The organism is Chitinophaga sp. ARDCPP14 (assembly GCF_051362515.1).
GTDB lineage: Bacteria > Bacteroidota > Bacteroidia > Chitinophagales > Chitinophagaceae > Chitinophaga.
Map to the genome: position 1 here is coordinate 117,718 of NZ_JBKIXB010000008.1, position 21,046 is coordinate 138,763.

The following is a 21,046-nucleotide window of genomic DNA, read 5'->3' on the forward strand; positions in this document are numbered from 1 at the left end:
CATGCTCAAACCATCATTCCACGTTATAAATAAAATTTAAAAACTCTGATCATGATATCACCTGACTCCCTGGAACAGGAAGCCTTAGAAACCACTAAAAATACCGCGTCCACACCCGCAAAATTCACAGAGAATAAATATGTCATCACCCTCATATTCGTGACTTCCCTGTTCATGTGCTGGGGGATTGCATTAACAATGGGCGATGTACTGAATAAACATTTCCAGAATGTACTTGGATTATCCAAATCCCAATCCGGCCTGGTACAGTTTTCTATCTTCGGCGCCTACGCGCTGATGGGCATCCCGGCAGGGTTGTTTATTAAAAAGATGGGATATAAAAACGGCGTGTTACTGGGGCTCACCCTGTATGCCCTGGGTGCCTTTCTCTTTGTGCCTGCAGCCAATGCCGCCTCGTTTGGTATTTTCCGCATCGCCCTTTTTGTACTGGCCTGCGGGATGGCTACACTGGAAACAGTGGCGCACCCTTTCATGGCTGCTTTGGGAGACCAGCGCACCAGTGATCAGCGTATCAATTTTGCACAGTCGTTTAATGCGGTAGGCGCCATAGTAGGACCAACGCTTGGTTCCTACTTCCTCCTCAGCGCAGGCCACGATGCAGGCAGCGAATTGCTGTCTGTAAAACAATTATACATTTATATCGGGGCAGTGATCGCAGCCATCGCTATTGCATTTGCCATGGTAAAAGTACCGGCGCTCACCGATCCGCACGATGGCCCTTCAAATGCAGGTGGCGTGGCTGGTGTCCGCAAAAAATTATTCCAGCAGAAACATTTTGTGTTCGCCGTGGTGGCACAGTTTTTTAACGTAGCCGCACAGGCAGGTACCTGGGCCTTCTTCATCAACTACGGACATGAAGTGATGGGCTTCTCTGATCAGAAAGCGGGTTACTTTATGACGGTGTTTATGGGTATGATGCTGGCCGGAAGGTTTGTTGGCACGGCACTGATGCGTTACATCGCGCCCAATAAACTGCTCGCTGCTTTCGCACTCGGCAACATCCTCATGTGTATCCTGGTGGCGCAGGGCTGGGGCTGGACCTCCTTCATCGCCTTGCTGATGATCAACTTCTTCTTCAGCATCATGTATCCTACTATTTTCAGTCTTGGTTTAAAAGACCTGGGCCCGCAAACACAACAGGCTTCTTCTTTCATCGTAATGGGAATGTTTGGCGGCGCCATATTCCCTTTTATCATGGGACGTATTGCAGATACGAATATCGCTACTGCCTACTACCTGCCCATCGTATGCTACGTGGTTATTTTCCTGTTTGGATATAAATTATATAAGCTCAGGTAACGGATATCCGTTACCGTTATACATTACCCGGGCTGCTGGTTATTCAGCAGCCCTTCTTTTTGCCCGCAAGTGCGATTATTGTTCTGCTTTCATATAATCAAACGCTCCTTTTCTCAGGTTAATATTATACTCGAGGTAAGCCTTCAAACAGGCAAGAAAATTAGCCCAGCCTTCCGTATTGCCTTTCAGCCATTTAATTCCTTCTTCATTATTTTCCATACTGCCTTCAGTAACCTTTACCAGGGTGGTATGCCCAAATCTTTCGGAAAACAGGATGTCCACCTGCAGCTGATGATCTTTGACCCCTTCCCACTGGAAGGAGATGAGCGCGTCCTTTTTCACCTGCAATACACTTACAGGAACAACCGTATCAAACTCCGGGAATTTCCAGATCACCTGCTTTCCTTCTTCCATGGGACCTGAGCCGGTGGCGATAAAATAGTTGGACATTTTCAGCGGGTCAATAACAGCATCAAAAACTTCGGAGATGGGTTTAGAGATCTGTATTGTTGCGTTGGTTTGTAATGGTGCCATAAGCTGCGGTTTTGAGTGAAGAAATGGATAATAAAGTTACAAAAAAGAGGCCATCCGGGCCGGGTTGCGGCGTTGCAGCCCGCTACGGTAGCCGGTTGCTGAGATAGCCTGTAATGCGCCTCCCTCCCTTGTACTGCATTGCCCCCTTTGCCGTGGCCTCATCCCAAAATCCAATCCACGCAAATGGGTGCTTTTTCGTAATATTAGTTTGTCCAATTTAGCTTTTTGGACCAATCTTCAACGTCAGGTAACATCATAATATAATTCCGGGCTTTGTCTGTAGAACATGGTAATATTTGCAAACTGGTTGTTGTATCCGCACTGAATAACCATTACTACGCTTAAATATTAGATCATCAATCTTTTATTCACTTTAAAAATTAACATTTATGTCAAATGCTTTAACTTCCTGCGTCACTATCCCGGGAAAGTCTAAGATTAATTCCTGTTTTCAGGATGTTCAGAATGATACCTTGAAGTGGGTACAGCAATTTGATATTGCCCCAAAATTTAAACCCCTTAGTTGGTACTCCAAAGCCCGTTTCGGGTTCCAGGCAGCCAGGGAATACCCTGATGCCACCTATGCCCAGGTAAGTCTCGCCGGAGATTTGCTGTCCTGGCTCTTCACAGTAGACGACAGCTGCGACCGCGGCTCTGCCGACGCAGCAACTGCATTGGAAATGAGACGTCAGCTGGAAATATTCATCGCTATCCTTAATGATGAATATATTGAGGACGATAATAGTCTTAGTATGGCCCTGAAAGATATCCTGCATCGTTTCAGCGACATCAGCAGCCCCTTCTTATACCGCAGATACTGCATGCACATGACCGACTATCTCAATGAATGTTTCTTTGAGATCGATATGCAGATAGATGGACTCATGCCGTCCATCGACCGGTATTATAAAGAACGGCCCTACACAGGATTCTATATCATGTTTCCATTGGTAGCCATTTTTGAAAAACTGAACCTGCCGGATGAAGTATATGATCACAGTATTATCCGCGAAATAGAACTCATCTTAAATCTGCTCGGTTGCCTTTCCAATGATTTACATTCGATTGTCCGTGAAGCAAAACTGGAGAAGCCGGGGTTTAACCTCATCTTTATCGCCCAAAAGGAACTGGACCTGGGCAGGGACGAAGCGGTGCAATATGTAATCAATGAACATAAAGCGCACCTGCTCCGGTTTGAACAACTCCGTGCGCAACTTCCCTATTGGGGCAGGGCCGTTAATGAGCAGGTAGACCGCTACATACAGGGCTTATATACCATCGTAAGAGGTTACGACGACTGGGCCGTGATTGATACCGGCCGCTATGAAAATATATGATGAGGCAAATACTTTGCTAATTCGAGATGTAGGTCGCTGATGAAAACCGGTTTCGTTATGAAACCGCAGGCGCCTGTCGCTAACATCTCATCTTTCAAAAAGGCATCTCCTGAAATGATCAGTACGGGGATGCCTTTTAATTCAGGATCATTTTTTATGTACTGCAACAAGTCCCTGCCATCAAAGCCTGGCATATTCAGATCAGAAATAACCAGGTTGGGCTTTTCTGTATGGATAACAGCAGTCACAGACGCATGATCCTTACATAACACCGGGTCTATTCCCATTTCCTTCAGGAATTTGATCAGCAATTCAGCGCTCAGCAGGTCATCTTCAATGATCACCACTTTCCCGCCTATAAAGCAGCCATTCATAAATTTAGGAGGTAGCTGTTGCCTGGTTTTTCCCACGCCTGCTTCATAAGGGATATTGAAGGTAATGGTAGTGGTAAAAGGAGAGGAGGGATCAATAGGGGCCAGCGCAATTTGTCCGCCGAAAAGACTGATCAGGTGCTTGGTAATAGACAGGCCCAACCCGGTGCCTTCAAACTGTTCGCGTTTTGATACAAACCTGTCGAACATTTTGCCGGCAATGTCCGGATCTACCACCCCCTGGTTGGTTACCTTAAAAATGATCTGGTCCGCATCTTTCGTACAACTCAGATGGATCAGGGAGTTACCGCTGGCAAACTTCACCGCATTCGAAAGGATATTATTCAGGATCTTGGTTAATAAAAGAGGGTCGCTGTTAATGGGCTCACCCAGCTGCCTGTCGAACGCCATCTCAATTTTTATCCCCCTGGATGCTGCCAGGTAGCTATTCACCGCTATACAATGGGATATACAGTCTTTTAAACTGATGGCCTCCTTCATAACGGAATAAAAATTTCCCGATTCAATCCTCGACATTTCCAGCACATGATTAATGACATTGCGGGCCAGGTAACAGGAGGCAAACAATTGGTTAATTTCCTTTCTTTCGGCCATAGAATATTTGGACTTCCGCAGTTCAAACAACTGGCCGATAGAGAAAATGGCATTCATCGGCGTACGGATCTCGTGAAATACCTCCCGTAAAAAAATGCTTTTCCTTTCAGATGCCTCCCGGAGTTGCTGTGCAGAAGCAATCAAACTCCTGATCTGCGCCACATAAGACATCATAACGCATAATATAAATACCAGCAGCGCCACGGTGGTCGACCACTTCATGGTTAATGATACGTCAGGCGAAAGCTGTATCGGCTGGATGAAGTTATAATGGGAATTGGCCACCATCCACGCGGCAAATACCACCGTTGCGGCTATACAGCCCAGCAGCGCCCCGCTTCTTTTGTACAGGAAAAAGGCAGAACTTAAATGGAATATAATGATGGTATTGAATGCCAGCAGTAGCTCCAGGGAAATACTTGACCCCAGTACGGTAGACCAGTAAGCAATAAAGATAGCATTGGTACTCAGCATGAGTAAGTTGGCATTAAAATATTGCCGGACCTGGTTTAACCGGATAACTGCCAGAAAGCTAAGCGTCTCCAGCGGAATCCCGATTAAAAAGAACACCGAATTCTTAAGAAAATAAAAATAACTGCCAACCCCGACAACCAGCGCGCTTAACACAATGGCCATCGCGTTGATGATAATAACAGGACGTTTTTCTTCCGCTTTATCAAAATGCTGGGTTCCGGCAAAAACAGGTTTGATGAGTGTGGCTGTAATGGTAGCAGCTGTAGGATAGATACCAGTTCTCATGTATAGTTATTTAGAGGATTAGGCAGTAGATTTCTTTGGGTTAAGGTAAATCTAGCCAGATATGCATCGGAATGAGTTAATTGAATGTTAATATAAGCATATTTTTTTTTGAAAAAAAGAATATCACGTTATATAAAGTGAAAATATGTTTGGTCCGGGCCTGGTAAGATATATAAACCCTAAAACCTGGAAAGCCTTCCGCTAAAACATTTTTACAGACTTTTGTCGTAGTGTATTCGCTCATCCTTGCCGGCTGACCCGCGTACTATACTCAATATCTGAATGTCAACCATTTATCCATTTTGATGCCCTTATCCCGGTAAAACCCGGCGGGTTCCGTATGCAGATTCTTTTCACTTAATAAACATTAAAAAACATGGAAACACACACCCTCTACATTCCTGCCCTGGAATTTCCAACCCCTTCTGCCATAAGCCCGCTTGCAGAAGATGTACAGGTACACACTTATAAATGGGCCCATGAATTCCGCCTGGAGTCGCCCGAAAAGCTCAAACGGTTTAACAAAGGTAAATTCGGCTGGTATGCCGCCCGGGAGTATCCCGCTGCAAACTATGAAGAACTATGCCTGGTAGGCGATCTGATCACCTGGCTGTTTACCATCGACGACAAATGCGACCGCTTTTCTTCTGGCACCCTGGAAGGCGCCTGGCTGCGCAGCATGTTGAACGGCTTTATCGCTATTATGGAACACCGGGAAAGCACGGTAGAAACACCCCTGAATGATGCGCTCATCAACATCCGCACCCGCTTCCAACATCTCAGCCCGCCATTTCTCTATTCCTTGTTCTGCAAAGAGATGGTGTCCTATTTTGAAGAATGCCTGTGGGAAACAGAAATGCAGGAAGGAGAATATAGCCCCAGTATCCGGGAATATCTCCAGTGGAGACCCAAAACCGGCTTCTATATTATGTTCCCACTGGTAAGCATCTTCGGTAAAATTGATTTGCCGGAAGAAGTATATGAACACTGGCTGGTAAAAAAAATAGAGCTGCTGCTGAACCTCACCGCCAACCTGGCCAACGACCTTCACTCCCTGGAACGGGAAAGGGAACTGAAAACGAAGGGACTGAACCTCGTACTGATCTATGAACAGGAGCTGAATATTTCCCTGGAAGAAGCCATTCAGCAGATCTCGGATGAATACCACCGCAATTTGCTTACACTGGAGGAGCACCGCGCCAGCTTGCCTTTCTGGAGCGGGGAGATCAATGCGCAGCTGGATGTGTACATCGACGGATTGTACATCGCTATCAAGGCTTATTTCGACTGGGCGCTCATCGATACCGAACGATACAAAGGTAAAGTTTAGGCTTTTACAGATTTAGCCGGGAGATGCTTCATCATTTCAGCATACAGGTCCTCAAAAGAAAAGGGCTTATTAAAGAAAGCGTTCGCGCCTGCCTTTAAAAGCTCCTCGGATTCATTACTGTACTTGTTGAAAGCATCTCCCGATATAACGATAAACGGTGTATCAGCAAACGAAGGAATGGCCCGCAACTGCAGCAGGAATTCCCGGCCATTCATCACCGGCATCTGCGAGTCAGTGATAATGATGTCCGGCTTTTCCGCCAGTGTAGCTTCCAGCGCCTCTTGCCCGTTGCTGCATAACAACGCCCTTGCACCTCCTCTGGTCACAAATTTTTCGATTACATACCGGTTCATCTCGTTGTCATCCACAATCAACACCTTCATCCCCTCAAATTCGTCTTTGCTGATGTCAAATTTCTTTTCGATGGCCGCCTCCGGATGCGCAGCGCGGAAGGGAATAAAAAACTCGAAGATGGTATGATGATCTTCACTGAACACCCGGATACTACCCTCCAGTAAAGTGATCAGCTGCTGTGTCAGGTGCAGGCCAATGCCGGTTCCCGATGTAATGTGGTTCCGCTCCGACTCATAAGGAAGAAACAATTTTTCCTGCCGCTCAGGAGATATCTCCCCTTCATTTTTAACACGGAAACAAATCTGGTGATCATCCCGGAAAACGCTGATCACCACCTGCCCGCCGGGGGAAGAAAATTTCACGGCATTGGAAGTCAGGTTATTGATGATTTTAATCAGCACGATTTCATCACTCTCTATAAATTGCTGCGGTAACTGGTAGTTTAATACAATACGGACATTCTGCAGGGCGCCGGTATACTGGTTCATTGCCATACACTGCTCAATACAATCCCGCAGGTGAACAGCCCCCAGCTTGATTTCAAAAAATTTGCCGGCCTCGATCCGTTTCAGATCCAGTACATTGTTTACAATGTCCCGCGATAGCTGTCCCGCACCCAGTAAATTCTTCAGGTCCGGTCCTATTTCCTCCATGATGGGCGCCTGCTTATTTTCCTTCCGCACCATATCCAGCAACTGTGCAATACCGTAAATGCTGTTCAGCGGCGTTTTCAGCTCGTGAAATGTTTCCCGTAGGAAAGCAGCATTTGTTGCCAGCACTTTGTTCGATTTGCTGAGATCCTCCATCAGCCGGATGATCTCCTTCATAAACTCGAAGATGACAAACAAAATGAAAGTAATCATACCACCGGTGGTACAAAGCCGCATAATATAAGCAGAAGTAGGATGGAGGTCTATCGGTTTAATGAATCCAAAAAAGGTATTCACCTGGGTTACCACCAGCAACACTACAATTGCCAGCAATAAACCTATTCTTGCCTTGTGACGCTTATATACCAGGAAAGAACCGCAAATAAGGAAGATCAGTAAAAAAACAATCACCACTTCAATCGGGATGGCATTGCCTAATAAAATTGTCCAGTAACCCGCCGCTATGTAATGGATGGCAAACATGCTGAAGTTGGCGCTGTCCCTTTTACCCATACCGTTTAATACAATAACCGCAAGCATTCCGATACCCTCCAGCAATAGCGGCAGCAGGATCAGTAAACTGTGGACCAGCAGGTAAAAGACTCCTCCAAGTATAAAAACAAGCATACTGGTTAGAAATGCCAGGGAATTAATAATGAGGATGGTACGCTTTTCTGGCTCCGTGGAATATTGGGTGCCAGCGTTTTTAATAATATTCAAAATATGCATGCGTCATTTTTGAGGGTAGTAGGCGTAGAAAAGGTGTTCATTCTGGTGTGTCTTCCGTGGTAAATTCAAACCAATATACGAATTACTGGTAACATACGTGAAAGACGCGGTATAGCAGGGGATATCCTGTGGCGCCCCTGGGTCAGATTGTGGCGGAAAACCCGTTTTATCCCTCTAAAAAGCGCTGGTGCAAAAGTTGTATGGGAAAAGAAGAGAAACCAAACAGTCCGATGTTATGAAAGCGCTTACCGACAAAAAACCTAAAACCAATTTCTTTGAAACAATGGCCACAAAGGTCATCGCCGCCACCGGTAGCCCCTGGGCCTTTTTTATAGCCCTGGGAGTGATCATTATATGGGCAGTCAGCGGGCCCGTATTCGGCTACTCCGATACCTGGCAGCTCGTTATCAATACCGGTACCACCATCATTACTTTCCTGATGGTATTTATTATCCAGAAGTCGCAGAATAAAGACGCCAAATCAGTTCAGCTGAAACTCAATGAACTCATTGCAGCCAACAAGGCAGCCAGTAACCGGCTGATTGACGTGGAAAATTTATCGGAAGAAGAACTGGACGTGCTGCACAAATACTATTGCGTGATGGTGGAAGAAACGAGGAAAAGAATGAGCATGACAGAATCCCACTCGGTGGAAGAAGCGATCGGAGATGCATTGAGCAAACATGAGGAAGACCTCCTGACCCGGAAAACCACCAAAAAGAAAGCGCCGCGGAAATAAAATGACAGGTGTTTTGGTGTTATTCTTGATGGCCTTCATAAAAAAAAACTTATGCACCATGTCGCTGAAAAACTGAGAATATTTACCTGGCATGTACACGGCAGCTACCTGTACTACCTGTCCCAGGGCAACTACGAACTGTATATTCCTGTAAAGGAAAACAAAGAGGAAGGGTATTATGGCCGGGGAGCCACTTTTCCCTTCGGCAATAATGTACACGAAATTCCTTTCGATGAAGTAAAACATTACACGTTCGATTGTATCCTGTTCCAGTCGGAAAAGAATTACCTCACTGATCAGTTTGATGTGTTATCCGCTACGCAGCAGCGGCTGCCGCGTATTTACCTGGAACACAACACGCCCTCGCTCCACCCCGTGAACCAGTCGCACGTAGTGGATGACCCGATGGTGCTGCTGGTACACGTCACGCATTTCAATAAACTGATGTGGAATAATAATCGTACACCCGTTACCGTTATCTCGCACGGGGTTACGGATTCTCCTTATCCTTATTGCGGCGATCTTCCTTGCGGACTGGTAACCATTAATCACCTCCGGCAACGCGGCCGCACCCTCGGATGGGATATTTACGACCAGGTAAGCAGGCTGGTGCCGCTGGACCTCGCCGGCATGGGTAACCAGGAAGGGGTGGGAGAAGTGCTGCACCCCGATCTGCCTGCTTTCCGGAGCAGGTACCGGTTCTATTTTCACCCGGTAAGACACACCAGTTTAGCGCTGGCAGTTTGTGAAGCCATGATGCAGGGAATGCCGGTGGTAGCGCTGGCTACCACGGAACTGGTAACGGTTATTAAAGATGGTGAAAATGGTTATATCCATACAGATGTGAACTACCTCACTGAAAAAATGCAACTCCTGTTAAACGATCCCGAACATGCGATGCGGCTGGGAGCGCGCGCAAAGGAAACGGCCAATGCACTGTTTAACATCACCCGCTTCACAACAGAATGGGAGCAGGTGTTCCGGCAGGTTACCGGCGTGGCGTGGCAACCTGAAAGCCTTTTTTCCGCCACGCCTGCACTGGACGGACACTAAGCCCGGTGATACACCCGGTCATCTGTACGCGCCAGCAGCTGATCTGCTTTTATCAGCATCCGGTCAAAATCATTGTGCCGTGTCCAGTCGGTGGTGCAATGAAGATGCGTATTCAACGGCGCCCAGCGATGCGGTTCGCCATCCATGCTGATGATCACGCTGGGAGTCGCCGTGGCGGCTGCAATATGAGATACGCCGGTGCAGTTGGATACCAGCGCCCTCGATTTTTTTATCAGCACCGCCATGCCTCCTAAACTCAGTTCCCCGGCGGTATCCACTGCAGGAAACCGCATATAACTTTTTACGGCCAGCGTCAATTCCCGCTCCTCATTACTGCCAGTGAGCACTATTTTCCAACCCTGTTCTGCCAGGTGATCGGCAATGGCGGCAAAATAAGGCGGAGGCCACTGCCGCCACGCTGCCCGTGAGCCGGGATGCACACAAATATATTGGTAGTCCTCGCACGGCAATTGCAGGCTCCGGAACGAATCGCGGTCGGCGGTAGTCAGCGGAAATTCAAGATGAGTGCCTGCCGCCGGTATACCCAGCTGCTTCAGCAGGTAGAGGTGCCGCTCAATTTCATGAAGGTCCTCCGGGTACGGAACAAACATTCCGCTTTCAGGAACAGTACCTTTTGGTGAAAAACCACCGGTGTATTTCGCTTCCATAGCCAACACCAGCGGGTTCACCAGCGTGCCGTTACCCTGCATCTGTAGTACCAGGTCATACGATCGCTTCCTCATAAGATTCATAAACTCGCTGAAAGCGACCGGGTCATGCGGTTGCTCCGGCAACCCGGGGTAACCGGGAAACACCACCATCTCATCTATATAGTGAGAGAACCGCTGCCGGAAAGTGCTGGCCCACGGTAAGCCTATCAGCGTGATATGTGCGTTGGGGAACGTCGCCCTGAGCGCACGGAAAGCCGGTACTGCACATAAAAGATCGCCCAGCTGTAAGGCCCTTAAAATAGCGATGCGTTGAATATGGCTGGTTATCATGACGTAAAAATTAGCTGTAACAATTGTTGGACGCTGCTGCGCTCAAGATCTTGTATCAATGCCGTAATCCGCTCACCGGTGCTTTCAGATATCCGCCCCTGCGTAAGCCTTTTGAACTTTTCCTTTGGATCGTCCCAGGTGAAAGGTGTTGTGTAAAATCCTTTGTATGCTTCTTTTTCCGCTTTAAATATTGTACCATCTTTCATACGGATGGCTACACTACTTTTCAGCTTATCAGGATAGGCGGCTGTGTAAGGATCCAGCAAACCCGCCACTTTCACCGGTTTATGCAAAGGAAATGCAGTATGGGTGGTTACATTTTGCAATAATTGCTGTACGTCCGTCCGGGTGATCCGTTCAGGCGAAAATTGTTCCGGCGTTACTTCACCATCCAGCAGGGCCACGGCAATTACATAAGCCATACTGTGATCTGCCTGTTCTTTGGTATGTACCAGCGTACGGTTGCCATACTCGCCGCCACCAACAATATGATACGCCGTAAGAAAAGTGGTTACTTCCACGTGCCGGATGTCCGCCGGGTTGATCCGGTGCTGTTCCCTTAATTCCACAGCTGCGGCTATAGCAGATTGGGTATGTACTTCCGCATTGTAGGTTTTCAGGCAGCAGCGCGGAATCAGCTCAAATTGATCTTTGGACCAGTCATACTCCAGCTTCATCCCGTAAATAGCATTGAATCCTTTTTCGGGAATCTCAAACAATTGCACCGGTCCGGTAATATCTTCCTGTGCCAGCACACATATGTTCATACAACCTTCATTAACAAGAGAAGAAGCCAGCCCTTTCCATTGGGTAGTATAAGAGGCACGCGAGGTCACCAATGGATGATAGCTGCAGCCGGCAATGCCTAAAGCATTCATCATTTGTGGCACCGGCATTTCCAGCAGCTTCGCAATTCCCGCGGTGGCGGAAAACGCCAGCAGCGTGGTATGGTCATGCCCGCTGATCATTACCGGCAGCTGCTCAGTAAGCCGGCATTCCATTTCATAGGCTAAAGCCATGGCAGCGAGGAAGTCGGCGCCGCTAATCTCTTTCACATGGGAGGCGGCTAACAAGGCGCCAATATTATCACTGGGGTGACAGGTAGATTCCTTGGACAGGAAGTTATCCATAAAATCAGGATACCTGATCAGCGTGGTGTAATACTGCGCAGCGAGGTTCGGAGGCAGTTGTAACGGGAAGTCGGCCGCTTGTATACCGGATAACCTGCCGAGTCCCTGCGCTACTTTTTGTGGAAGATCTTCCCGGGTGGAGAATATAAAAGAAGCCATGCTGTCGAGTAAATGTATCTTCAGCTGTTTTGTGATCGCCGCGGGCAAGGAATTGAATCGGATGCTGTCCGCGTATTCCGCCATCATTTTGATCTGGTTGCTCATACAACTTTTTAATGGATGCTGACGACCAGAAACATGCCAGTTGTACTGGTGCAATACTTGTGGTTACTTCACAAATCTTTTGTTATGATACAGCATCTAAATGCCACTGTAAATGGTCATTCGTATTCGCTGGACATCCAGCCGGATACTTACAACGGTCATTCCGTGTACTACTTACTAAACGATAACCTGGGTGAACTGTTTCATCATGCTGTGCCTGATAACCTCATGCTGATGGAAAACGGCGACGGCTTTACCTGTTCTCCCCGGCTTACGGAAATGGAAGGCGGGTACATTGTTCAGCAGATATGGGAGGCCATAAAACAGAACAACAAATCGTAGCAAAAAAAATGGATGCTTAAATATGCATCCATTTTTTTTGATAACCGTTTTGAAACGTTGTAGAGATTAATGCTTGTTGTGTGAATTTTATTCTATCCCGGAAACGCCCCAATGCCCGCTCTTGCTATGTTCTACGCCAGCAGGCTATTTTTCTTTGAAGCGCTTTACAAAACAGGCGTTTGAATCAGGCTCAGGAAATCCGCTTATCATGCCGCTGAAAACGCTAACCTGTTCACTTTATCCGGTTGGTGCTATTATTGATTTTTTGAAAGTAGCATTCAACTAATTCCTTGATAAAATCTAATAGTATGAAAAGGATAGCATTTATCAGCGAGCATGCTTCTCCTCTGGCCATATTGGGCGGAGTAGATGCAGGCGGACAAAACGTGTACGTAGCGGAACTGGCAAGACAGCTTACACAGAAAGGCTATGCGGTAGATATTTTCACCCGCAGGGAAAACCGCGATTATCCCCGCTGTTTACAATGGCGGCAGGGGATCAGGATCATTCATGTAGATGCAGGTCCGCCGGAAGTGATCGAAAAGGAAAAGCTGCTGCCATATATGGCTGCTTTCAGAGAGGACATGCTGAGATTTATGAAGGAAGAAGAAATCGACTACCAGCTTATTCACGCCAATTTCTTTATGTCTGCCCTCGTAGCAATGGAAATAAAAGGTTTATTACGTATTCCTTATGTAGTTACTTTCCATGCCTTAGGTCATATCCGGCAACTATTCCAGGGAGAAAACGACCGGTTCCCGCCGGAACGGCTGGCGATAGAAGAACAAGCCATGCTGATGGCAGATGGTATTGTGGCGGAATGTCCGCAGGACCGGGAAGATCTGCTCAAATACTACGATGCACCGGCAGATAAGATTGCCGTCATTCCATGTGGCGTAAACCTCGAAGAACTGTTTCCTATTGATAAGCAACTGGCCCGCATTATGTTGCGGTTACCCAAAGAGGAAAAAATATTGCTGCAGCTTGGCCGTATTGTTCCCCGGAAGGGAATCGACAATGTCATCCAGGCGTTATCAAAACTGAGCTGCCGCCAGCATAATGTCCGGCTCATTGTAGTGGGCGGCGACGCCAACCCTACACAACATAATCATGAAGCCCAACGGCTGAAAATGCTGGCCAAGGAACTGGGCGTAACCGCGGGCATCCAGTTTGCAGGGCACAAAAACAGGGATGAACTGAAGTATTATTATTCGGCGGCAGATCTCTTTATCACCACACCCTGGTACGAACCCTTTGGTATCACCCCACTGGAATCCATGGCCTGCGGAACGCCTGTAGTAGGCGCTAACGTAGGTGGTATCAAATATAGTGTAGCCGACGGCGTTACTGGTAAACTGGTGCCCCCGAAAGACCCGGACGCATTGGCTGCCGCCGTAAGCCAGCTGTTACAGGCGCCTGAGAAATTAAATGAAATGGGAGAGCAGGCAGTAAGAAGAGTACGCAAATTGTTTACCTGGCAACAGGTAGCTTCCAGGATGCACAAACTTTATGGTGAGGTGTTGGCGCGAAGCAGCAGGAGAAGTGAAGCAGATACCATAAAAAGAGCAGTATGAAGAAAGCCATATTCATTGATAAAGACGGCACATTGATCCATGATGAACCGTACAACGTAAACCCTGAAAAGATAGCGCTGGAACCTTTTGCGGGAGAGTCTCTCCGGAGGTTACGGGAAGCGGGCTTTGCACTGATCCTGGTTTCCAACCAGGCCGGTGTGGCACACGGTTACTTCCGCGAAATTATGCTGGTAGGTGTTTTCAACCACATCAACAGCCTGCTCCGCGATGAAGGCGCCTGGCTCGACGGATGTTATTATTGCCCGCATCATCCCGAAGCCACACTTAAACAATACCGGGTCAACTGCGAGTGCAGGAAACCCAACGCCGGTATGATCCTGGGCGCGGCCAAAGATCATAACATCCACTTGCCCTCGTCCTGGATGATAGGTGATATCCTCAACGATATAGAAGCGGGCAACCGGGCGGGATGTAAAACCGTGTTACTGGATAATGGCAATGAAACCGAATGGCGGATGGATGTCAACAGAACACCGTTATACCGGGCAAACTCCTGGCCGGCGGCCACGGATATTATTATCGAACACTCAAAGAACCCCGTTTATGGACTTACTTATTAAGCAGATTTGTGCAGCGGAGAAAAAACTATCCGTACTGGTGATAGGCGACCTGCTGCTTGATGTATATATGAAAGGAGAAAGCCATCGTCTTTGCCCGGAAGCCACTGCACCGGTGGTGGAAGTCAACAGCCGGCAATATGCTCCCGGCGGCGCCGGCAATACGGCTATCAACCTGGCTGGCTTTGGCGTAAACGTTACCTGCCTCGGCATCACCGGAAACGATGCCGCAGGCCGGCAGCTACAACAACTGCTTAGCAGGCATCACATCAATCCTTTACTGTTTTCACCGCCTGAACGGCGCACGATCTGCAAAACCCGCCTGTTGGCAGGCACACAGCTGATCGCCCGGTATGATACCGGCACGGAAACCAATATCAGCCGGGAAACCGAAGACCAGGTAATTGACCAACTGGAACGGATATACGCTGATTTCGACGCCGTACTGCTGGCAGATTACCAGAAAGGGTTGTTGACGCCCCGCATCATCAGCGCCCTGGAACGCCTGCAACAACGCTACCAGCCATTCCTTGCAGTAGACGCAAAAAACCTCAGCGCTTACCGCGACCTGCATCCATCACTGGTAAAACCTAACAGCGATGAAATTGCGCGGTTGCTGCAACTCCGCCTCAACGGAACAAACCGGCTGGAAATCCTGCAACAGGCCGGGGAAGAAATATTCAGCGCCACCGGCGCTGGCATCACCGCTGTAACGCTGGACGAAGCTGGTGCCCTGATCTTTGAAAGGGATCAACTCTTGCTGCATACGCCTGCTCAAAAAATATTGCATCCGCAGGTATCCGGGGCCGGCGATAGTTATATCAGCGCATTTACAGTAGCGTGCCTGCATGGGGCAGATGCTGCTAAAGCAGCCTCAGTAGCTGGTATGGCCGCTGCCATTGCCGTTAGCAAAGCTACTACCGCTTTCTGTACCTCCAAAGAATTGCTGGCGGCCGCAGCGCTCAACGGTAAGGTTCTCACGGATACGGATACACTGGAAGCGCTGGGGAATTTCTACCGCAACAACGGCAGCAAAATAGTATTTACAAATGGCTGTTTCGATATCCTCCACAGTGGTCATGTTAATTACCTCTGCCGCGCAAGGGAGCTGGGCGATGTACTCATCGTAGGGATTAATACCGATGAAAGCATCCGCCGCCTGAAAGGGAGCGACAGACCCGTTAACACCCTCGCAGAACGGATGCAGGTGTTGTCGGGTCTCGGAGCAGTAACGCACATTATACCTTTCGGGGATATAACAGACGACACACCCGCCGCACTGATTGCAGCTTTGCGGCCACAGGTGTTTGTAAAAGGAGGAGATTATTCACTGGAAGATTTGCCGGAAGCCAGGCTGGTGGAAGAGCTACACGGGGAGGTAGTACTGCTGCCATTGGTGAAAGACCGCTCTACTACTGCTATTATCAGGAAAATATCTACCCGGCAATTATCACATCCCGCTTAATAATTATGAATATAAACTGGAACGACTGTAAAAAAATCCTGTGCATCCGCCTCGACAATATGGGCGACTTGCTGATGAGCACACCGGCTTTCCGGGCATTGAAAGAGTCCTTTCAATGTCACCTGACCCTGCTCACTTCCGCGGCTGCCGCACCGGTAACAGCCGACATACCGGAAATAGACCAGGTGATTGTATTTAATGCGCCTTGGGTAAAACACGATCATGTGGCTACACCGGAAACCTACCAGCAACTGGTGGAAACCCTGCGCAAAGAACATTTTGATGCGGCGATTATATTCACAGTGTACAGCCAGAATCCATTGCCTACGGCCATGCTGGCTTTTGAGGCAGGCATTCCTTTAAGACTCGCCTATTGCCGCGAAAATCCCTACCAGCTGCTTACGCACTGGATTCCGGACGAAGAACCGCTGCATACCATCCATCACCAGGTGGAACGCGATATCAACCTGGTAGCGTTTACCGGCGCTAAAGTGGTCAGCACAAAACTTTCCCTGCAAACACATGAAACACACTGGCCGGCCATCATCAAAAAAATGAGACTATACGGCGCTGACCACCTCAAACCCTGGATCGTAATGCATCCGATGGTGCAGGACGCAAAACGCCAGTATAACTTTTATAAGTGGGTGGAAATAGGTAAGCAGATCATTGCACACCACCAGTGCCAGTTACTGATTACCGGCAACACCGGCGAAGAAGCAGATGCGGAAGCGCTGAAAGAAGCCATTGGCGAAGGCGCTATCAACCTGGCAGGCGCATTGTCGGTCGCTGAATTTGCGTTGCTGATCCGCAAAAGCCCTTTGGTGATTTCTGTAAATACCGGTACTATCCATATCGCGGCAGCTACGGCTACGCCGGTGATTGTACTGTATGCGTTAACAAATTTGCAGCACACGCCCTGGCGGGTAAGAAGTGAAGTGTTATATTTTGATGTTCCCCCGTCGCTGCAAAGTAAAAATGTATTGTTGCAATATGCTTATCAACAGATCCCTAAGCATCAACTGAAAAAAGCAACCGTGGAAAATGTGTTGAAAGCGGTGAACAAGCTGCTGCAGCCGGTTTAATTACTCACAGGAAGAAAGCCCGGTATTTAATGCTGCCGTAAAAATGCCAGTAAATAGACAGTATGGGAATGAAGGCAGAAGTATAAAGCATCTCCAGCATATGCGATGGCTGCCGGCTGGTGTGTAATAACCGCTGACCCGTAAAATATAACCACGTTGCTATCCAGCAACCCAGCCACAGCGCCGCTGCAGGTAAATTCTCCAATAACAAACAAATCACAAATGCCACCAGGCTGCCGGCCATAATATAATACTTCAGCGGGGGCGCTTGTTTGATCCGGGTTTTATAAAGGGAGGGGTATTTCCTGAAGAGCAGCGCATTGAAAATTCCTTTGCGCTGGTCCCATAAGCTGCTTCCCCACGAACTTTTACGAACGGGATGAACCACCCGCGCCACCGGCAGGTAACGGATAGGAATGCCATGCCGGAGAAAATTAAACTCCAGGTCGCTGTCTTCCCGCCATGCCATGGTGAACCGTTCATCAAACCCTCCCGTCAACTCCAGCGCTCTTTTAGTGCAGGCGCAATTGGCCGTAATAAATTCAGCTTCGGACAAATGAGCGGTATTGTACGCGTGGTCCGTGATCTCGCCGGGTTCGGGCATGGGCACCACCACTTTGCCGGTGTAGGCCACCAGGTCTTCGTCCTGCCGGTGATGCTGCCAGATGCGGTTCAGCCATTCAGGGTCGGGCCGGCAGTCGTCATCAGTAAAGGCAATGATTTTTCCCGCGGCATTTTTCCATCCCTTGTTCCGGGCAGCCGCAGGGCCTCCTTTATGCTGCAAACTCAGGTACTTCAACTGCAGCAGGCCGGTGGCCTTCCACGACGATACCACTTTTTTGGTGGCAGCATCCGGGCCATCACTTACCACGAGTACTTCAAAATCCGCCCGGTCGAAATGCTGCCGGGCCAGCGCATGAATACATTCCATCAGCAGCTCCGGTCTGCGATAGGTGGGAATCACCACGGAGATCTTCATTTCTTTCTTCATCGTATTATTTATTTTTCAACCAGGAAAGAGCCTATCACCAGCGCATCAAAAGGCGATGACCAGAAACATTCCAGTGCATCCCGGGGCGTACATACAATAGGCTTACCCAATGTGTTAAAAGAAGTATTGATTAATACCGGCACACCTGTTTTCTTTTTGAATGCCTGTAAAAGCTGGTAATAAGCCGGATGCTGGGCTTCATTTACGGTTTGGATACGTGCGGTGCCGTCCACATGCGTAACGGCCGGAATAAGGGCCTGCTTGTCTTTTCTTACCGGGTATACAAACAACATGTAAGGCGACTGCCTGGCTCCCTCAAACCATTCAGCGGCATCTTCTTCGGTCACCACCGGCGCTACCGGCCGGAAATCTTCCCGGTCTTTCACTTCGTTCAGGCGGGCCTGCATATCCTCATGCAGGGGAGAAGCCAGGATGGAGCGGCTGCCCAGCGCCCTGGGACCGAATTCCATCCGTCCCTGGAACCAGCCGATGATCTTATCATCTGCCAGTAATTGCGCGGTTTCCTCTGCAATATTATCCAGCTTACGGTAGGATGTTTTCGTCCATTTTAAAAATTGTTCAATTTCCGCATCCGCATAAGCCGGGCCCCAGTAGGCGTGATCCATTACAAAGTCCTTTCCTTCCGGATGCCGCATCCGTGCATCCAGCCACAGGGCAGCGCCCAGCGCAGTGCCTGCATCGCCGGCGGCCGGCTGTACCCACATGTTTTTAAAGATACCTGCATCGCGGATGGTGGCATTCAGCACACAGTTTAAGGCTACCCCGCCGGCAAAGCACAACGTGTCGCTTTGTGTTTCCCGTTTCAGCCAGGAAGCCAGCGAAAGCACGCTCTCCTGCAACACCTGCTGCATGGAATGCGCAATGTCGAAATGATGCGCCGTGAACGGATCATTTTTCCGCCGCTTCGGACCCAGGATCTCTGCCAGGTCCACATCATCAATCTGGTACTGCCCATTATCAGACAGCGAAATAATATCGCGTAACACATTTACATAAACAGGTTTGCCGTATGATGCCAGCGCCATCACCTTGTATTCATCAGAAGAATGAAGAAAACCAAGATGAGTAGTAATTTTTTCGTACAGCAGTCCCAGTGAGTGCGGCATATTTACCTGGCTGATCCTCTCCAGCACATTGCCGGACCCGGTACTGAAAGTAGTGGTAGCCCTTTCCCCGCGGCCGTCTATCGTCATTACAGCGGCCTCGTGATAAGGAGAGGGAAGGAAAGCGCTGGCAGCATGGCAGAGGTGGTGGTCGATATGGTGCCACTGCCCGGGGTTACTGTTACCCTGATAAAAACTTGGCTGCAGGTGATGCGGATAACCATCATTCAATTGTCCCCTGGCATTAACAATCGCCTGCAGAAATAAAGGATCCCAGGGCGATTGCCACTTCTCTGCGGTAAGCGTTCCCGCCGGAAATAAAGGCAGCTTTATCTCTTCCTTGCTGGCAACTTCCGGTTCCATCAACTGGTACGGATCAAAAGAATAGGCAAAGTGATCTACATCGTTGATATGAATGCCGGCGGTACGCAAACAATAATCAATGGCATGAAAAGGCAGCTCATATGCTGCAAAAGGAATGGGTCTTTTTCCATGTTTGATATGGGTAAACCGCTCGTCTTCTGCCGCTGCGATCAGCTGCCCGTCTTTTACCAGGCAGGCGGCTGAATCATGAAAAGCGGCATTAATACCTAATGTATACATCTCCAGAAATTAAAATGAAAATAAAAAACGGGTTAGTAAGGGAAGCAATAATATCAGCTGCCGGACTCTTTGTCCTCGTCCCATTCAATATTATCTGCTTCTTCATCTGAAAGATCATTTTCTTCCAGGTCATTCTCATCTAATGGCGGATCGGTGTCTTCTATTTCCAGATCCGCGTCTTCATCTGACGTTAACCCGCTGTCAAGATCCTCTTCTTCACGGGCATTTTGTGCGGCAGTACTTTGCGTATTGGCATGACTGCTGAATCCTCCGCTAACCTGTTTGTTAGGAGTGCTTTGTTTTGATGCTTGCTTTTCCATAGTCTGAGTTTTTTTTAAAATCGTTCAAAGACTACGCCATGTGCCGGAGCAGCGCTTCCACATCGCTGCCGTTATGCAGTTGCGGAACACTTTACCCATTCAATGGGAAATCCGGTTACAGAGTGGGAGTAATTTTTCAGCATGTAACCGCTTGTATTATTTTTTTACGGGAGAATAAGGAAGATGTAAAGCATCTTTAAAAAGTAATAATAATTCGTGGGTATAATATTGCCGTATCGCTGCCGGATCTCCGTTATCTTCCGCTTTTAATCTGCCCTGCGACATGGGCTGGCCTTTGAAGCTGAAAGCATAATAGGCAAACAGTTCGGTGATGCCCAGCTCAGGCACAGGCGAAGCATACCCGGTGATAGCGATGCCCCAGTCGGCCGAGAATAAAGGCCCCACTGCTATTGCCATCTCCAGCGCTACTTTCTCCGATACACAATCACACTTTTGTCCATGTATAGGGTCAATGTTCAGGTGCTTCGTTTTCTGACCAATATTATAAGTGGTAATACCTCCCTGGAAAAAATCCATCGCTTTTTCAGCCAGTGAAAGCGCTACTTGTAAATGCCCGGCCGTTACGCTTTCTGCTACCGCCAGGGTTTGCTGGTTGCTGGTAAGTAATTGCCGGATATCACGCAGTAATTCAGTATCAGATACAAATGGGTCCATGGTTCATTGCTTTTTTTTATAAATCACTAAAGCTGTGCCATTCAGCAACACCCGGCCCCGTCTTTGCTGCCATTTTTAAAAATCATTCTATACACACTTAATT

19 protein-coding genes are annotated in these 21,046 nt (G+C 48.3%); 10 read left to right on the forward strand and 9 right to left on the reverse strand.

The window, feature by feature from the left end; translation table 11 throughout:
* Positions 1-51 precede the first annotated feature (51 nt).
* A complete protein-coding gene (gene fucP, locus ACLHR0_RS21750; protein ID WP_436489445.1) occupies positions 52-1,320 on the forward strand; it encodes an L-fucose:H+ symporter permease in 1,269 nt (422 codons plus the stop codon).
* Positions 1,321-1,395: 75 nt separating this feature from the next.
* Here the strand turns inward: fucP and ACLHR0_RS21755 are convergent, their stop codons facing one another.
* The gene (locus ACLHR0_RS21755) at positions 1,396-1,854 is read right to left on the reverse strand and encodes an SRPBCC domain-containing protein (RefSeq protein WP_429065284.1); all 459 of its coding nucleotides are present in this window, start codon (positions 1,852-1,854) and stop codon (positions 1,396-1,398) included.
* A gap of 389 nt (positions 1,855-2,243) precedes the next feature.
* Here ACLHR0_RS21755 and ACLHR0_RS21760 point away from each other — a divergent pair, with 389 nt between their 5' ends.
* Complete coding sequence (locus ACLHR0_RS21760; RefSeq protein WP_436489447.1) at positions 2,244-3,191, forward strand: terpene synthase family protein; 948 nt, start codon at positions 2,244-2,246, stop codon at positions 3,189-3,191.
* Here ACLHR0_RS21760 and ACLHR0_RS21765 read toward each other — a convergent pair.
* The gene (locus ACLHR0_RS21765) at positions 3,176-4,936 is read right to left on the reverse strand and encodes a hybrid sensor histidine kinase/response regulator (RefSeq protein WP_436489449.1); all 1,761 of its coding nucleotides are present in this window, start codon (positions 4,934-4,936) and stop codon (positions 3,176-3,178) included. The genes ACLHR0_RS21760 and ACLHR0_RS21765 overlap by 16 nt on opposite strands.
* A gap of 376 nt (positions 4,937-5,312) precedes the next feature.
* Between ACLHR0_RS21765 and ACLHR0_RS21770 the strand changes: the two genes are divergently transcribed.
* Positions 5,313-6,266, forward strand: a complete 954-nt coding sequence (locus ACLHR0_RS21770) for a terpene synthase family protein (protein WP_436489451.1) — start codon at positions 5,313-5,315, stop codon at positions 6,264-6,266.
* Here the strand turns inward: ACLHR0_RS21770 and ACLHR0_RS21775 are convergent.
* A complete protein-coding gene (locus ACLHR0_RS21775; protein ID WP_436489452.1) occupies positions 6,263-7,999 on the reverse strand; it encodes a hybrid sensor histidine kinase/response regulator in 1,737 nt (578 codons plus the stop codon). The two genes, ACLHR0_RS21770 and ACLHR0_RS21775, sit on opposite strands and share 4 nt — an antisense overlap.
* 235 nt (positions 8,000-8,234) lie before the next feature.
* On the opposite strand from ACLHR0_RS21775, the gene ACLHR0_RS21780 reads away from it, so the two are divergent.
* Both ACLHR0_RS21780 and ACLHR0_RS21785 read left to right on the forward strand, forming a co-directional pair.
* Positions 8,235-8,738, forward strand: a complete 504-nt coding sequence (locus tag ACLHR0_RS21780; protein WP_436489454.1) for a low affinity iron permease family protein — start codon at positions 8,235-8,237, stop codon at positions 8,736-8,738.
* A gap of 51 nt (positions 8,739-8,789) precedes the next feature.
* Positions 8,790-9,791: a glycosyltransferase family 4 protein gene (locus ACLHR0_RS21785; protein WP_436489456.1), complete on the forward strand. Its 1,002-nt coding sequence runs from the start codon at positions 8,790-8,792 to the stop codon at positions 9,789-9,791.
* Here the strand turns inward: ACLHR0_RS21785 and ACLHR0_RS21790 are convergent.
* Both ACLHR0_RS21790 and ACLHR0_RS21795 read right to left on the reverse strand, forming a co-directional pair.
* Positions 9,788-10,792 carry a glycosyltransferase family 9 protein gene (locus ACLHR0_RS21790; protein WP_436489458.1) on the reverse strand — a complete coding sequence of 335 codons (1,005 nt, stop codon included), beginning with the start codon at positions 10,790-10,792 and terminating at the stop codon, positions 9,788-9,790. The genes ACLHR0_RS21785 and ACLHR0_RS21790 overlap by 4 nt on opposite strands.
* Positions 10,789-12,186, reverse strand: coding sequence for an MmgE/PrpD family protein (locus ACLHR0_RS21795; protein WP_436489459.1), 1,398 nt, complete (start codon positions 12,184-12,186; stop codon positions 10,789-10,791). Before ACLHR0_RS21795 ends, ACLHR0_RS21790 begins: the two co-directional genes overlap by 4 nt.
* 84 nt (positions 12,187-12,270) lie before the next feature.
* Here ACLHR0_RS21795 and ACLHR0_RS21800 point away from each other — a divergent pair, with 84 nt between their 5' ends.
* From ACLHR0_RS21800 to ACLHR0_RS21820, 5 genes are all read left to right on the forward strand, one after another.
* Positions 12,271-12,528, forward strand: coding sequence for a hypothetical protein (locus ACLHR0_RS21800; RefSeq protein ID WP_370911535.1), 258 nt, complete (start codon positions 12,271-12,273; stop codon positions 12,526-12,528).
* Positions 12,529-12,836: 308 nt separating this feature from the next.
* Positions 12,837-14,102 (forward strand): glycosyltransferase family 4 protein, encoded by a 1,266-nt coding sequence (locus ACLHR0_RS21805; protein ID WP_436489461.1) that lies wholly within the window; start codon positions 12,837-12,839, stop codon positions 14,100-14,102.
* Positions 14,099-14,683, forward strand: coding sequence for a D-glycero-alpha-D-manno-heptose-1,7-bisphosphate 7-phosphatase (locus ACLHR0_RS21810; protein WP_436489463.1), 585 nt, complete (start codon positions 14,099-14,101; stop codon positions 14,681-14,683). The genes ACLHR0_RS21805 and ACLHR0_RS21810 overlap by 4 nt, the downstream gene beginning before the upstream one ends.
* Positions 14,667-16,145: a D-glycero-beta-D-manno-heptose 1-phosphate adenylyltransferase gene (gene rfaE2 / locus ACLHR0_RS21815; RefSeq protein WP_436489465.1), complete on the forward strand. Its 1,479-nt coding sequence runs from the start codon at positions 14,667-14,669 to the stop codon at positions 16,143-16,145. The genes ACLHR0_RS21810 and rfaE2 overlap by 17 nt, the downstream gene beginning before the upstream one ends.
* 5 nt (positions 16,146-16,150) lie before the next feature.
* Positions 16,151-17,230: a glycosyltransferase family 9 protein gene (locus tag ACLHR0_RS21820; RefSeq protein ID WP_436489467.1), complete on the forward strand. Its 1,080-nt coding sequence runs from the start codon at positions 16,151-16,153 to the stop codon at positions 17,228-17,230.
* Positions 17,231-17,234: 4 nt separating this feature from the next.
* On the opposite strand, the gene ACLHR0_RS21825 is transcribed toward ACLHR0_RS21820, so the two are convergent.
* The 4 genes from ACLHR0_RS21825 to ACLHR0_RS21840 form a co-directional block, all read right to left on the reverse strand.
* Positions 17,235-18,221 carry a glycosyltransferase family 2 protein gene (locus ACLHR0_RS21825; protein WP_436489469.1) on the reverse strand — a complete coding sequence of 329 codons (987 nt, stop codon included), beginning with the start codon at positions 18,219-18,221 and terminating at the stop codon, positions 17,235-17,237.
* An 8-nt stretch (positions 18,222-18,229) separates the two neighbouring features.
* Positions 18,230-19,948 (reverse strand): carbamoyltransferase family protein, encoded by a 1,719-nt coding sequence (locus ACLHR0_RS21830; RefSeq protein WP_436489471.1) that lies wholly within the window; start codon positions 19,946-19,948, stop codon positions 18,230-18,232.
* A gap of 53 nt (positions 19,949-20,001) precedes the next feature.
* Positions 20,002-20,268: a hypothetical protein gene (locus ACLHR0_RS21835; RefSeq protein ID WP_436489472.1), complete on the reverse strand. Its 267-nt coding sequence runs from the start codon at positions 20,266-20,268 to the stop codon at positions 20,002-20,004.
* Between the two features lie 156 nt (positions 20,269-20,424).
* Positions 20,425-20,943 carry a CinA family protein gene (locus ACLHR0_RS21840; RefSeq protein WP_436489474.1) on the reverse strand — a complete coding sequence of 173 codons (519 nt, stop codon included), beginning with the start codon at positions 20,941-20,943 and terminating at the stop codon, positions 20,425-20,427.
* Positions 20,944-21,046: the final 103 nt, after the last annotated feature.

What these genes read in the sequence shown, in the direction of transcription:
- fucP (WP_436489445.1), top strand. Translation starts at nt 52, where the DNA reads ATGATATCACCTGACTCCCTGGAACAGGAAGCCTTAGAAACCACTAAA.
- ACLHR0_RS21755 (WP_429065284.1), bottom strand. Translation starts at nt 1,854, where the DNA reads ATGGCACCATTACAAACCAACGCAACAATACAGATCTCTAAACCCATC.
- ACLHR0_RS21760 (WP_436489447.1), top strand. Translation starts at nt 2,244, where the DNA reads ATGTCAAATGCTTTAACTTCCTGCGTCACTATCCCGGGAAAGTCTAAG.
- ACLHR0_RS21765 (WP_436489449.1), bottom strand. Translation starts at nt 4,936, where the DNA reads ATGAGAACTGGTATCTATCCTACAGCTGCTACCATTACAGCCACACTC.
- ACLHR0_RS21770 (WP_436489451.1), top strand. Translation starts at nt 5,313, where the DNA reads ATGGAAACACACACCCTCTACATTCCTGCCCTGGAATTTCCAACCCCT.
- ACLHR0_RS21775 (WP_436489452.1), bottom strand. Translation starts at nt 7,999, where the DNA reads ATGCATATTTTGAATATTATTAAAAACGCTGGCACCCAATATTCCACG.
- ACLHR0_RS21780 (WP_436489454.1), top strand. Translation starts at nt 8,235, where the DNA reads ATGAAAGCGCTTACCGACAAAAAACCTAAAACCAATTTCTTTGAAACA.
- ACLHR0_RS21785 (WP_436489456.1), top strand. Translation starts at nt 8,790, where the DNA reads ATGCACCATGTCGCTGAAAAACTGAGAATATTTACCTGGCATGTACAC.
- ACLHR0_RS21790 (WP_436489458.1), bottom strand. Translation starts at nt 10,792, where the DNA reads ATGATAACCAGCCATATTCAACGCATCGCTATTTTAAGGGCCTTACAG.
- ACLHR0_RS21795 (WP_436489459.1), bottom strand. Translation starts at nt 12,186, where the DNA reads ATGAGCAACCAGATCAAAATGATGGCGGAATACGCGGACAGCATCCGA.
- ACLHR0_RS21800 (WP_370911535.1), top strand. Translation starts at nt 12,271, where the DNA reads ATGATACAGCATCTAAATGCCACTGTAAATGGTCATTCGTATTCGCTG.
- ACLHR0_RS21805 (WP_436489461.1), top strand. Translation starts at nt 12,837, where the DNA reads ATGAAAAGGATAGCATTTATCAGCGAGCATGCTTCTCCTCTGGCCATA.
- ACLHR0_RS21810 (WP_436489463.1), top strand. Translation starts at nt 14,099, where the DNA reads ATGAAGAAAGCCATATTCATTGATAAAGACGGCACATTGATCCATGAT.
- rfaE2 (WP_436489465.1), top strand. Translation starts at nt 14,667, where the DNA reads ATGGACTTACTTATTAAGCAGATTTGTGCAGCGGAGAAAAAACTATCC.
- ACLHR0_RS21820 (WP_436489467.1), top strand. Translation starts at nt 16,151, where the DNA reads ATGAATATAAACTGGAACGACTGTAAAAAAATCCTGTGCATCCGCCTC.
- ACLHR0_RS21825 (WP_436489469.1), bottom strand. Translation starts at nt 18,221, where the DNA reads ATGAAGAAAGAAATGAAGATCTCCGTGGTGATTCCCACCTATCGCAGA.
- ACLHR0_RS21830 (WP_436489471.1), bottom strand. Translation starts at nt 19,948, where the DNA reads ATGTATACATTAGGTATTAATGCCGCTTTTCATGATTCAGCCGCCTGC.
- ACLHR0_RS21835 (WP_436489472.1), bottom strand. Translation starts at nt 20,268, where the DNA reads ATGGAAAAGCAAGCATCAAAACAAAGCACTCCTAACAAACAGGTTAGC.
- ACLHR0_RS21840 (WP_436489474.1), bottom strand. Translation starts at nt 20,943, where the DNA reads ATGGACCCATTTGTATCTGATACTGAATTACTGCGTGATATCCGGCAA.